Annotated in this window: 13 protein-coding genes; 2 read left to right on the top strand and 11 right to left on the bottom strand. The window is 39.5% G+C overall.

Features of this window, described 5'->3' with window-relative positions:
- The first annotated feature begins 65 nt into the window (after positions 1-65).
- Complete coding sequence (locus PSR12_RS08665) at positions 66-1421, top strand: C40 family peptidase (RefSeq protein ID WP_274772680.1); 1356 nt, start codon at positions 66-68, stop codon at positions 1419-1421.
- Positions 1422-1463: 42 nt separating this feature from the next.
- Here PSR12_RS08665 and PSR12_RS08660 read toward each other — a convergent pair whose 3' ends face one another.
- Both PSR12_RS08660 and PSR12_RS08655 read right to left on the bottom strand, forming a co-directional pair.
- Positions 1464-2849, bottom strand: a complete 1386-nt coding sequence (locus tag PSR12_RS08660; protein ID WP_274772678.1) for a UDP-N-acetylmuramoyl-tripeptide--D-alanyl-D-alanine ligase — start codon at positions 2847-2849, stop codon at positions 1464-1466.
- Positions 2850-2991: 142 nt separating this feature from the next.
- Positions 2992-4386 carry a Mur ligase family protein gene (locus tag PSR12_RS08655; protein ID WP_221680826.1) on the bottom strand — a complete coding sequence of 465 codons (1395 nt, stop codon included), beginning with the start codon at positions 4384-4386 and terminating at the stop codon, positions 2992-2994.
- Between the two features lie 140 nt (positions 4387-4526).
- Between PSR12_RS08655 and PSR12_RS08650 the strand changes: the two genes are divergently transcribed.
- Positions 4527-5738, top strand: coding sequence for an ATP-grasp domain-containing protein (locus tag PSR12_RS08650; RefSeq protein WP_004229393.1), 1212 nt, complete (start codon positions 4527-4529; stop codon positions 5736-5738).
- A 76-nt stretch (positions 5739-5814) separates the two neighbouring features.
- On the opposite strand, the gene PSR12_RS08645 is transcribed toward PSR12_RS08650, so the two are convergent.
- From PSR12_RS08645 to PSR12_RS08605, 9 genes are all read right to left on the bottom strand, one after another.
- The gene (locus PSR12_RS08645) at positions 5815-8007 is read right to left on the bottom strand and encodes a YheC/YheD family protein (protein WP_255601023.1); all 2193 of its coding nucleotides are present in this window, start codon (positions 8005-8007) and stop codon (positions 5815-5817) included.
- Between the two features lie 79 nt (positions 8008-8086).
- The gene (locus tag PSR12_RS08640) at positions 8087-8518 is read right to left on the bottom strand and encodes a hypothetical protein (RefSeq protein ID WP_036081468.1); all 432 of its coding nucleotides are present in this window, start codon (positions 8516-8518) and stop codon (positions 8087-8089) included.
- Positions 8519-8667: 149 nt separating this feature from the next.
- The gene (locus PSR12_RS08635) at positions 8668-9327 is read right to left on the bottom strand and encodes an HAD family hydrolase (RefSeq protein WP_274772674.1); all 660 of its coding nucleotides are present in this window, start codon (positions 9325-9327) and stop codon (positions 8668-8670) included.
- Positions 9328-9445: 118 nt separating this feature from the next.
- A complete protein-coding gene (locus tag PSR12_RS08630; RefSeq protein WP_257521851.1) occupies positions 9446-9796 on the bottom strand; it encodes a DMT family transporter in 351 nt (116 codons plus the stop codon).
- A gap of 13 nt (positions 9797-9809) precedes the next feature.
- On the bottom strand, positions 9810-10133 hold the full coding sequence (locus PSR12_RS08625; protein WP_221680823.1) for a DMT family transporter: 324 nt from the start codon (positions 10131-10133) through the stop codon (positions 9810-9812).
- Positions 10134-10158: 25 nt separating this feature from the next.
- Positions 10159-10377, bottom strand: coding sequence for a helix-turn-helix domain-containing protein (locus tag PSR12_RS08620; RefSeq protein WP_004229412.1), 219 nt, complete (start codon positions 10375-10377; stop codon positions 10159-10161).
- Positions 10378-10388: 11 nt separating this feature from the next.
- Positions 10389-11027: a DUF2975 domain-containing protein gene (locus tag PSR12_RS08615; protein WP_274772670.1), complete on the bottom strand. Its 639-nt coding sequence runs from the start codon at positions 11025-11027 to the stop codon at positions 10389-10391.
- 119 nt (positions 11028-11146) lie between these two features.
- Positions 11147-12667 (bottom strand): osmoprotectant update ABC transporter permease/substrate-binding subunit OpuFB, encoded by a 1521-nt coding sequence (gene opuFB, locus PSR12_RS08610; protein WP_255601022.1) that lies wholly within the window; start codon positions 12665-12667, stop codon positions 11147-11149.
- Entirely contained in the window at positions 12657-13613 is a 957-nt protein-coding gene (locus tag PSR12_RS08605; protein ID WP_221680821.1) for an ABC transporter ATP-binding protein, read from the bottom strand. The genes opuFB and PSR12_RS08605 overlap by 11 nt, the downstream gene beginning before the upstream one ends.
- Positions 13614-13694 lie beyond the last annotated feature (81 nt).

Genomic DNA, 13694 nt, shown 5'->3' with positions numbered 1-13694 from the left:
CGATTATTTCCATGGCAAAGGTATACAGGAGAAATCCTACTAGATGCTTTAGGAGGTTACACAACATGAATAAACGATTTTTATCTACAACACTTGCATTAACAATTGGATTTAGTTCATTTGGAATGGTGCAAACAGCGATCCAGCCGATACAAGTAGAGGCTGCAACAACAAATGCTCAGAATAACGCACAGGCGGTAGCTGCAAAAGCAGACCAATTAATTCAGACTGGTAAAAGCTTAATGGGGCGAGCAACATACAGCAATTCGGTTTACAAGCCTACATACCCATACAAATTTTCTTGTGCTTCATTTTTAATGTACATCTTCGAGAAAAACGGGGTAGACCTTGGTACGTATAATGAAAATTATATGATTCAGCAAGGGACTTATGTAGCGCGAAACCAATTACAAAAAGGCGATTTAGTGTTCTTTAAAAGTAAAAAAACAGGAACTGATCCCGATCATGTCGGTATGTATATTGGCGACAATAAAATCATCCATATGGCTGATAGCAAACAAAATATAGTTATCTCTGATTTAAATAGTAAGCCATATTATACGGAAAACTATGTATCTGCACGTAGAGTATTACCTACTCTGCTATCTGCCAACCCTGCTACAAAAGGCGATAAAATTGTAGAGAATGCTCTATCCTATAAAAACAAAGTAACGATTAGTTCAACAACAAATGAAGCTAGCTTACGCTTTACAGCTCCAACTTTCGTTGATTTTATCTATCGTAAAAGTGGAGTGACACTAGGCGCAACGTCATTAAATCAATTAATGAACCAAGGATCCACTGTGGCACGTGCTAACTTGAAGAAAGGTGATCTAGTTTTCTTTAATAGTGTCAAAGGCTCTAAAACACCTTCACTTGTTGGGATTTACGCAGGAGATCACCGTATCATCATTCCTAATTCAGATGGTGTAATGACAAGAGTATTATTTGTAGATTACTATACTGAACATTATATTACAGCGAAGCGGGTTTTCTCTAATAGCACCTCTACGCCCAGCGTAAGTGCACCTTCAGCAAGTACATCTGCCGATAAAATTATTGCCACTGCTACTGGTTTAACAAGCAAAGCAAAATTCGGCTATACGTACAATGAGAGTGCACTGACTTTTACAAGTGCGGGTTTTACTTATTATGTCTTTAAAAAGCATGGTATTGATTTAAAAGATAAACTAGCAAGTAAACAGGCTTTAGTAGGGACACGTATTCAAAAATCACAACTACAAAAAGGGGATCTACTGTTCTTCTCTACGAATAATGGTGGACAAGAAATCACACAAACGGGTATTTATATAGGCAATAATCAATATATTAGTATGACAACGAATAATATTGTAAAACAAAACATGTCTTCAACGTGGGCACAAAAGAATTTTGTAACCGCTCGACGCGTCTTAAAATAAATGAGGATAGGGGTGTCTCAATCATGTTGAGACACCCTTTTTCTATGCGTTTTTCAGTTTATTGGCAAATTCAATCATGGATCTACTAGACATCGGTCCCTTAATTAAAACTATCGTGTCTGCATCAAGCTTTGGCTTCAATAATTCTAAAACGCCTGCTACCTCTTTAAACGTATGAACCTCTGCACTGGTTCCATCCTTTTGCGCTTGATCGGCAATCTTCTCTGCCCTTTTGCCGATGGTAATCAATGTATCGATCTTTCTTAGTGCTACCATGGAGCCGATTTCGCGATGATATTTTTCTTCAAAATTGCCTAATCGCTTTATATCCCCTAAAACTAGAATGACCTTTTTGTCTTTTCCTACCGTATCTAGCACTTTTAAGGCGGCCTCTACAGATGTTGGGTTATTTGTCCATGTATCATCAATAATCGTACTGTCACCAAGTCCTGTCGTAAATTCTAAATGTCTTGCCATCTGTTTAAATGTTCTGAGTCCTGCGATTGCCTGACGAATGGTCAGCCCCATTTCATGGCTAGCTGCAATCGCGGCTAAGGCATTATAGACCTGATGCTCACCATAGCCTGGGACAAACACATTGTATGTTTCATCCGCTACCTCTAAAACAAACTTCATGCCTGTATTGGCAAACTCCACTTTCGAAGCCTTGTAATCTGCCGTATCCTGTAAGCCAAACTTGATAATCTTCCCTTTAAATCTTTTCAATGAGATTTTTTTAGTATTGGCATCATCAGCATTGATGATTAACGTGCCATCCTCTTTAATGCCTTCCACAATTTCTGCCTTGGCCTTAATATAGCCCTCCAAATTGAGACAGCCATCTAGATGATGCACACCAATGTTTGTAATGATGCCAATAGTTGGTTGATAGATCATACATTGATGTTTAATATTCCCCGTATTCCCTAAGCCTAGTTCAAAGATAGCGGCTTGTGTTTTATCGTCAATGCCCGTTAAATAAGGTAATGATTGCCTTGGCTCGTTTTTACTGCTGACGGATGCTTGCACTTGCCAATGCTTACTAGCAATATGTTTTAACATCTCTTTTGTTGTTGTTTTCCCACAAGTTCCTGTTAAAGCCACAACGGGAATTTCAAAGAGCCCACGATAATACTCGATAAATGTCCAGTATGCCTGTGCAACACTTTTCACTTGTAAAACGGTTGTATGCTCCAGTGCATTTTTTAACTCTGTAGACGGTTTATCGGATATGATAAGAGACGGACCTTTCCGATCAATCTCTTGCCAGTTGATGTGATCGTTTCGACTAACAAACAGGAGCGAATGGCTCCTTGTTAAATCATGCCGATTATAATAGATCGCCTGCTTAACAGACCATTGTTCTGATCCGTGAATGAGCTTTCCCTGTAGGACATTCCTAAGTTTCTGCACACTAATGGATTGCAAGTGTACTACGCCTCCTCTCTTTATCGATCTTGTAGATGACTTATTTCTTCTCTTGATCTAGCGTGCTGCTTTTTGATCAATTACTATACCTTATTAGAAAGCTCCTCTATGTGGCACAGTCAATATCCTATATGGAAAGAAGCTAATCAGCAGGTGGTGGAGGCTTTAGCTTTAGCTCCGTTGCTAGTTTAGAGACCTGTTTGCTATACATATCTCCCTTTATGAGAATGATGGTATTTTCATCCACAATCTTCTGCAATAACGGATAGACTAGCGTACTATTTTTAAATGTGTAAACAGGCGCGCTAAATCCTAGCTTTACTGCGTGATCAGCCATAATCCTTGCGTGTTCTCCAATGGTAATCAGGACATCCACGCCAATACGTTGAATTAATTCACCCGCTTGTTCGTGAATAATGTAGCCCCAAGAACCTAAATCGGTAATCGTACCAATAACCGCAATCTTTTTCTTGCCGTCACCTAACTCATTCAACACCTTTAAGGCAGCCTCTAAGGAAGTGGTTGTAATACTCCATGTATCATCCAATAACATGGAATGATTAATGCCCTCAAAGAGTTGCAGCTGTTTTTTCAATTGACGGAATGATTGAAGCTGTTTTGCTGCGACTGGAATAGGCATCCCCATATCATGGACCGCGGCAATAGCAGCAAGAGCATTATAAACCTGATGCTCGCCAAACCCTGGTACAAGAATGTCATAGCTTTTTCTATCATGATGCAGGATAAATTTCATCCCTTTTTGATAGTAGTGGATATGGCTTGCTCGAAAATCACAGGAGTCATGCTTTCCTACCTTAATCAAACGCCCACGAAATCTCGAAACATCTATTTTTTTCGTATTCATATCTTCAGCATTGATAATTAATGTACCTTTTGGATGAATGATATCTACCATTTCTCCCTTTGCTTGAATATAGCCTTCTAATGTTTTGCAATAATTTAAATGATGGGCTCCGATATTCGTAATAATACCGATTGTCGGTTTGAAATATCTCCCTGCATTCGTAACGTCTCCAGGTGAGCCTACTGCTGTTTCAAAAACGGCAGCCTCGGTATCATCCTCAATGCCCAGTAAATATTGCAAAGAAGCCGTTCTAGAATTGCTGCTCAATGTCGTCGCAGTCACTTTCCGATCAGCCGAAAGAATATGTTTAATCATCTCTTTTGTCGTTGTTTTGCCTGATGTACCTGTAATCGCGACAATCGGAATATGAAACTGGCTACGATAAAAATGAACAAATTTCCAATAGGCCTCTTCTGCATTCACTACCTGTATCAGCATGACATGATCGGGAATGTCAGAAGGCCGATAAACTCTATCGGTCACTAGCACTAGAGGAGAAAGTGGCTCAAGACTTTTCCAATTAACAATACGTTTACTTGTAAAAAGGGCCGTATTGGATTTTTTCACTTGCTTTAATCGATAAGCCCCATGCTGAATCAGTGTATCCTCTGACCCGTGCACTAGATAGCCTGCCGTAATCATTGCTAAATTTTTCACCGAAAGAGGCTTCATATCTTTTCTCCCTCCTTTCTTTTCTAGTATATGTAACCTTTTAAAAGTTGCTTGGATGTAGACAAGATACATAACTAGAGGAAATCTATTTCATTGCATATATATAAAGGTGATTAAGTATCTAAGTACCAATAGAAGGAGTGATATACCTGAAAGCCATTGTATTTATCGGTACAAACAAATCTGGGTCTAGTCGTGAAGCAACAAGGGCAGCAGAAAAATTAGGCTACTTCACAGTACTTTTCACAAATAATGAAAAACAACTTGAACAGCGCAGAGCCTACCCCGACATCCATAAAATGATACTCATTGATACTTTTGATATCGAGAGCATGAAAGATGAAATTGAGAAACTAGGAAAAACTGGATTAAATATTAAAAGTATCGTTAGTTTTGTTGATCCATTTGTCCATATTGCTTCAACACTGTGTGATGAATTTTGTCAGAACTATACATCCTCCAGTGCAATTGAAACTATGGAGGATAAAGAAAAAACAAGAAAGTTTTTACAAGATCAACCATACTCGCCAAAATTTTTGCTCATGAAACCGAACGAACCCATAGCTAAAAATTTGACCTTTCCATTAATCGTAAAATCTCCTAAATCAACAGGCTCAAAAGATGTCTTACTAGCAACGGATGCCGATCAACTCAATAACCACCTCAAAGCACTACGCAGTAAAAATCCCTATGAAACCATCATGATTGAAGAATATCTAGATGGCCCTCAATATTTAGTAGAGGCGGTTGTTTATCAACGTCAACCACATGTCATTGGTATAATTGAGCAAGAAATTACGCAAGGAAAACGATTTATTATTACGGGTTATGGTGTTCTAGTGAAAGCCCCTAAAGACATCCAATCAGGCATCGAGGAGGTACTCCATTCCATCGTGAAAGCCTTTGATATTGAGAATGGGGCGCTTCATTTAGAACTTCGATTAACCCAAAATGGTTGGAAGCTTATCGAGATCAATCCTCGAATTTCAGGTGGCGCTATGAATAATATGCTACAAGCAGCTCTAGGTTTTAGTTTAGTAGAAGAAACATTGAAGATATTGCTAGGAGAACAGCCTAATCTGCAACCAAGACACAAAAAATTTGTTTATACAAAATATGTCATTGTGGAAAGTAGAGGAATATTAGAAAAGGTTATTGGCAAGGCAAGAGCGACAAGATCAACTGGCGTCGTTGAAGTATATGTCAAACCGAGAAGAGGCACTCTCCTCACCCCACCTTTATCAATGGGTCACCGTTATGCCTATGTCATTGCAGAGGGAGCAACCTTGAAGGAAGCAAGAAATCACGCAATCAATGCAGCGAAGGAAATAAAATTCATTTTGAGAGTTTGAAAAAAATATCCCGAATAATTGCCGCTTGCCAGTGGACAGTTACTCGGGCTTTTTTAATTTCATAAGTCGTAATCCATTATTCTTCTTTAAACGTTTGATCTAAAAATTTCACGGTTTCGAACATATTGGTTTTACTTGCACCCTTTACAAGAATGGTATCATGAGGCTTAACGAGCTTTTCAAGGAGGACATGCAATTGATCTTTATTAATAAAATGATGTACTCTGGATGGGTCCATACCCTTCGCGATGGCAGCATTACTCATTTCATCTGTCCTAAAGCCATAGGTAATAAATTCATCGATGCCTATGTCATATACGTATTCCCCAACCTTACGATACTCCTCTTCCCTCAAGACACCAAGTTCTCGCATTTGCCCAATAATGGCTACTTTTCGATTTGTCGCGATATTCGTCAGTACATCGAGCGCAGCACGAACCCCCTGCGGATGAGAGTGTACCGTATCATCAATAACCGTTATATCATCACGGCAATTATAAATCGTTAAGCGTCTTGGTGGTTTTTTGAAGTTGAGTCCAGCCTGAATATCAAGTGGACTAAATCCTAAAAGATCAGCCACTGCCACTGCATTCAATGCATTGTATACATGATGTTCTCCTAAAATAGGAATATATAATTCTATTTCTTGCCCATGCAGCTTCATTTTAAAGGACATGCCGACATCTTTATATTGCAAATCATATGCACGGTAATCCGCTTCTTTTTTAATGCCCACCGTGATGATTTTTCCTTTAAATTGTTGTGTCTCTAAGTATCTTGAATTGTCATCATCCTGATTGACAATGAGTAAGCCCTGTTGGTCCATGCCATGAATCAATTCCGATTTTGCCTTGGCAACACCCCTTACATCTCCATCAAAGTTCCCAACATGGGCTAAGCCTATATTCGTTACAATACTAATATTCGGCTGGATGATGCTACAGTGATTGGTAATAATGCCCGGGTAAGCCATACCATACTCTAATACAACGGCCTGATGTGAATCATTGATTTCTTCCTTATGCTTTTTCGTATGCTCTGTCGTATTCCAATAATCCTTTGATTCAAATACATTCCATTTTTTCGATAAGATGGAACCAACAAATGCCTTTGTTGTGGTTTTCCCTGCACTTCCTGTAATCGCAATAATAGGCAGGGTTTTCTTTGCCTCCACCTGCTTACTTTTTTGTTGGACAATTTTCTTTTTCAGCGGTTTTTGATTTTTGGCAAGATACATCGCATAACGGATGGAATGGATGACCACATCTAATTCCAAGTAAAAGGCAGGGGGACAGCCTGGTCGCCAATTGACCTCATACATCCAAATTTTTTGATGTTGATCTAAGCCCACATCAATGCCAATTTCATCAATAACCTCCCCAAATTTCGCCATTTGAATTTCATCCAGATGATGGGCCAGCGCTAGTGAAAAATGCTCAAGCATTCGCCGAATATTATAGGCCTCATCCTTAAACTCCTGCTCCAAAAAAGGATCTAAATAATTGGTATAACCACCATTATTAATATTCGGTATGATGGAGCCATTCGGTGCAATGCGTGGGTACACCGTTGTCACTACCCATTTACCTTCTCCATTTTTTTGAACATGCAGGCGGAAATCATAGACCTGACCAGATTTTGTAACAGATTGAATATACGGCTGCATAATAAAGGTGCCAGACGCAAGTTGCTCCTTTATCAATGAATCCAATTGTGGCTTTGTATAGGTTGTCGTGGTGCTATCCTTTCGCACCTCAAAATATTTGGCTCCAGCCTTCGTTATAAAATAAATACCCTTCCCTTTTCGTCCATCAATTGGCTTAAACACAACTCGTTTATAATAATTAACGAACTTATGAAATAAATCGGCATCCTTTACAATTTCAGAGGGAATCAAATACTGTTCAAATTCCTTCGCTTCCTTTAATCGTTTCATCACATTCCATTTGTTCCCGATTGAATGGGTTGTAAATGGAATCTCCTCTTTTAAACGGTCAATAATCTCCTTGGAGACAGATAATTTCTCAGGGCTTCCTGCATTATAGATAACATCAGGAAAGGGCATTGTTTTTTCTTGCCATTGTCCATTCTCATAGACCTTTGCTCGAATAGAACGTTTGGCAAAATCCACACTTTTAGGTGTGAAATAGAAAAATGTTGCGCCTTCAGCTTTCGCAACTGCTGCAAAGGCATAGGACTTGAGCACGGTTGTTGGATCAAGTCGATGATGCAGCATACCAATAATCGTCATAGCTAAACTTCCTTTCATTAGATTCTCTCTCTATTACATTCACTTTGTATCCCTTGCATATAGACAGATGCTCTAGCTTTAGTAGTTTAATATGGCACTACCATTTCGGCTCTATGATAAATTTCCCCTTCAACATATCTGGCTTTAAGAGCTGAATGGCCGATATACCACTGAGTTCAATAGATTTCTTTGTACTTGTTTTTTCTAACCTCACCACATCTGCAATCGAATTTGTATCGTTTCCTTCATAATCAAAAGCACGCAACAATGATACTGTGCCACGGCAACGCTCTCTATCAACAGCCTCAATACGGAAAAACTCTGTCTCAAATTGTTTCACTGTATCCAATAAGCTTAAATGAGCACCACTATGTGTAATTAAAAAAAATGGAATCGTATCACTCCCGACAATTTTAATAAGTAGCTGACCAAAATATTTAGAATGAAAATTCATCATAATATCCTGAAGATCCTTTAAATCACTTAAAGCTTCACATAAAAAGTGATTTCTTTTCTTATCACTATTCAATTCGTAGCCCCCTCTCTTAGTTTGACTATGCGATTTGATCCGTGTAAGTTGCCCTCTCGTTATCATATGTTGCGACAAAAAATATGGCGACTTCTTCCTAAAGAAACTAAAAAAACCTCCACCAATGAGGGGGAGGTTTTTGCAAAAGTTTACGTTGCAAAACATGCGAGGAGATCATGTATTGTATATTGTTCTAATGCAGTTACGGTATGGTGTTTTGTATTGAATGGTAATTGCTTGGTAATCTCGTTCGGAATGACCACTGTATAAAGCCCCGCTGCTACAGCGGCTTGTGCGCCATTCGGTGAATCCTCAATTGCCACGGCCTCATCAGCCTCTACTCCTAATTGTTCAAGCGCCTGCAAGTAAAGCTCTGGATCAGGCTTAACATTTGTCACCGTGTCAGCACTACAGAAGCAATCAAAGTATTGTCGGATACCCAGCCGATCCACATACAAATCAATCCACTGACGACTGGAGCTACTAGCAAGTCCAATCTTCAAACCCGCTTCCTTTGCCTGCTGTAGCAATGTTAAAATACCAGGTCTTAGCGTTTCCGTTTCCATCCATTGTGCATGGCGGTGCTGAATAGATGTTTGAAAAGCCTCCACATCCAGTTGTATGTGATGATGTGTAACAAGATATGTATAGGGATTAAAAGTTTGAAGATTGGTCCCAAGGCACTTAGCATAGGTTGTTAACGATAATTCAATACCATATTGTGCATAGGCATCCTTAAAAACGTTATACCATGCTGTTTCCGTATCAATGATAGTACCGTCAAAATCAAAAATTAGAGCTTTTATCATCAAATTCTCTCCATTCTATTGTTTTGCGCTGAATCAAGCCCAGGTTTTGGCAGAGTTATCCGTCGATTTCCTAATCCTATGCATCAATTTAGACCCGCTATCCGCTACTTTCGCATTTCTATCCGCCTATCCTATCCACCACTTCTTCACCTTTATCCCCCTGATTCAACAATATAACGCCTCCAATAATGAGGGCAATACCGATCGCAGAATAAACAGTAAAAATATCGTGCCAAATGACAATGCCTACCAGAACGGTTAAGGCTGTGCCGACACCTGACCAGATAGCGTAGGCCAAGCTTAATGGCATGGTTTTTAAGCAGAGGGATAGGCTATAAAACGAAATACCATAGCCAATTGCTACCGCCAAGGATGGAACGAGGACAGTAAAGCCGTCTGAGAACTTCAACATGGTTGTTGCAAAGACCTCGCTTATAATCGATAGTGTTAAAAATAAATAGCCTTTCATCCTGTTCAGCCTCCTAATGACCACCAGCAAGATTGAGTACCACGACACCCAAGATAATGCATAGAATCCCTAATATCTTCTTGCGATTAAATCGTTCCTTATAAAGGACAACCCCCACAATAGCAGTTAACGCTGTCCCTAAACCTGCCCAAATTGCATAGGCTGTGCCAATAGGAATCACTTTTAATGTTAAGGCTAAACAATAAAACGCCGCTCCATAGCCTACTACTACGCCGATTGATGGTCCTATTCGTGTGAAGCCCTCAGTACGTTTGAGCATGGAACTGGCAAAAACCTCTGCTATGATAGCGAGAATTAAAAAACTAAAAGCCGTCATTCAAAAAATCCTTTCTGCTTTGCTTCTAGATGTCATCTTCTTCCTCTACATATTCCAATATGTCTCCTGGCTGGCAGCCCAAAGCTTTACAAATGGCATTTAATGTAGAAAAACGTACGGCTCTTACCTTGCCTGTTTTTAAATTAGAGAGATTGACAATCGATACATCCACCCTCTCTGCAAGTTCACTCAGCTGCATTTTACGATCCGCTAGCATACGATCTAATCGAATAATTATGGTCATGTTTTCACTTCCTAAGCTGTTGCATCATATTCATCCTGAAGGAATGCACCGTATCGGAAAATACGTGCAAAGGTCCAAATCACCACACCACATAGTAAAAGAGTCCAGTGAATGCCTGTAAAATGATAGCTAATCCCCTTGATCAAACCCGTCTCTACAAATCGGGACTCCAATTGAAATTGTTGCATAATCAGATAGACGGTATATGTACGAAATGCATTCACTGTCAAGCTCAATACAATCACACAGTAGGCAATTCTCTCCATTTTTTTACTATTAGCGAGTGAAAATACAATACCTTTTGATAAATTACTTAAAATATTCCTTACTTGTACAATAATCATTAATAAAATAGCTATGTATATTGTAGCAATAAATAGAAAGGTCATGACATCTTTTTTTGAATAGTGAATGTCCCTTGTCACATGGTCTGCCAGCTTCATTTCAAACCCCTCTAACTGAACGGCAGCGATCACACTGCCCTTTGTTAATAAATGATTCACTTGTTGCTCTGATACCACTATTGCTCCCACCATAAAAATCGCGAGCATCGTCAAGGCAAAAATCATCATCACCATGATGATGGTAAAAGCGGTACGAAGCCCCTTTGTCATCCATCGAAATTCTTTACTTTGAATTGTTTGCCCCATTATCAACCTCTCCCTCCCTTCTCTCTATTATACATCCCCTTTTATCTCTATCAATAATTTCTTAATGTTTATCATTAATAAATTATTGATAAAAATAAACCCTCTAAAGTTTAGAGGGTTTATTTTAGTAATCCTATTTTTACTAAATATTCTTTTGCTACTTCTGCTGCAAGCTTTCCTTCTACATTCACCTGATAATTCATTTCTCGCATTTCATCATCTGTAATGTGATCAGCTAGTTGATTTAACGCTTCTCCAATCTCTGGATAGTCAGTCAGCGTTTCTTTCCTTAGTAAAGGCGCTCCCTGGTATGGTGGGAATAATGCTTGATCGTCCTCCAATACACGTAGCTTGTATTGACGAATTTCACTATCCGTTGAATAAGCATCGAGCAAATTAATATCACCTGATTGTATTGCCTGATAGCGAAGCTTGGGCTCCATCGTTGCAAGTGTAGTAAAGGCTATCCCATAGCGTTTTTGTATGCCCACATAGCCATCCTCACGGTCATTAAATTCTAATGTAAAGCCTGCTTTCACCTTTTGCTCTATTGGTTTGAGGTCAGAGATTTTTTGCAGTTGATAGCTCTCAGCCAGCTCCTCTGATACAGCGAGTGCATACGTATTGTTATAGCTCATAGGACTCAGCATGACCATATCGAATTGCTTCTGCATCCCCTCTTTTGCCTGAAGATAGACATCCTCTTGGTTATTATTAATGGCTTCTTCCTTTAAAAACTCCGAAATGGCGGTGCCTGTAAATTCAGGATAAATATCAATACTGCCCGATTTCAATGCATTGAATACAAATGAAGTTTTACCAAGCCCTGGCTTTAATGTCACCGTTAAATCGGTCTCCTGCTCAATTAATAATTTATACATATTAATGAGAATCTCAGGCTCCGCACCAAGCTTTCCTGCAATGACAATTTCATCTTGCTGTTTACTGCTTAGAAGCGGGAAGAAAATCATTACCAGTGCCACTAAACTAATGAGACTTAATGTCGTTATGGTTTTTTTAAAGGACAGAGATTCTAATTTTTTAAGCGCCACATCAAAAATCAGGGCTAAAATAGCGGCGGGAATGGCTCCTATAAGAATGAGTGCCGTGTTATTTCGGTCAATCCCAAGTAATATAATATCTCCTAAGCCTCCTGCACCAATTAAAGCGGCTAATGTTGCTGTCCCCACAATCAGCACCATTGCTGTGCGAATACCAGCCATCATAACAGGCATAGCAAGTGGTAGCTCTACCTTTACTAAACGCTTTGATCGATTCATTCCCATAGCTAATGCCGCTTCTTTCAGTGATGGGTCAACCTCATTGATGCCCGTGTAGGTGTTTCGTAGAATAGGCAACAGCGCATAGACAACTAACGCAATAATTGCGGGAACTTTCCCAATACCGAATAAAGGAATTAATAAGCCGAGCAACGCTAAGGAAGGAATCGTTTGCAGCACAGCACTAATTCCAATAATACTCTCGGCTATTTTCTTTTTATTGGTTAAATAGATACCTAGGGGAATAGCGATGAGGACAGCAAAAAATAGCGCAATAAAAGAGATTTGGATATGCTCTAGTAATGCAGCCAGCAGCTGTGCCTTCCGTTCCTGAAATACATCTATCACATTAGCCACCATGCCCATGCCCTCTTTTCTTAGAATCCGCTGCTAAATAACGAAGCGTGGAAGCTCTTGTCACCATACCTATGAGTTTGCCATTCTCTTCGACACCTAACAAGTCATGCTCGGCTAATTTTTCAAGAATCATCGGAAATGGGGCATCAACAGGAATAGCATGCCCAAAGTCGTTTGTCACTGTGATTGGCTGTATCACATCATGGATCGTAAACAATTGATCCGTCTGCTTACCTCCAATAAACTGTTGGACAAAATCATTTACCGGATTTTGTAGCAATTGTTGTGGAGTGCCTATCTGAACAATTTCACCATCTTTCATAATACAGAGACGATCTCCTAATTTCAGTGCTTCCTGCATATCATGTGATACAAATACAATGGTTTTCTGGATGGTACGCTGCATCTCTAGTAGATCATCCTGTAGTTTGGAGCGACTAATAGGGTCTAGCGCACTAAATGGCTCATCCATTAAAATAATTTCTGGGTCAGCTGCCAAGGCACGAACAACGCCAACCCTTTGCTGTTCGCCTCCTGACAGCTCCTTTGGCTTCCGCTGACGATATTTCGCTGGCTCCAGCCCCACCAACGCTAATAGTTCGTCTACACGTTGATGGATTTTCGTTTTACTCCATTTCTTCAGTTCTGGTACAACCGCAATATTTTCCTCTATTGTCATATGCGGAAATAGGGCGATTTGCTGTAGTACATAGCCAATACTCCAACGTAGCTCATGGATATTATAATCGCTAATCCTTTTATCATTGATCCAGATGGTGCCTGCTGTTAGGGGGATTAATCGATTAATCATCTTCAACAAAGTAGTTTTGCCACATCCACTAGGGCCAATAATAACAAAGAATTCACCCTTTTTAATTTCTACATTTAGCGCTTTGACAGCTATTTGGTTGTTATCATATTGTTTTGAGACATTGTCAAATGTAATCATCTGTCATCTCCTTTAAAATGTGCTCATGAAATGCGTTCACTTTTTATATTTCACCAACAAAAATTATTTCAAACATTTGTA

The organism is Lysinibacillus sp. G01H, from assembly GCF_028872195.1.
In the GTDB taxonomy this organism is placed as follows: domain Bacteria; phylum Bacillota; class Bacilli; order Bacillales_A; family Planococcaceae; genus Lysinibacillus; species Lysinibacillus capsici.
This window is presented reverse-complemented; position numbering and strand designations above follow the sequence as displayed.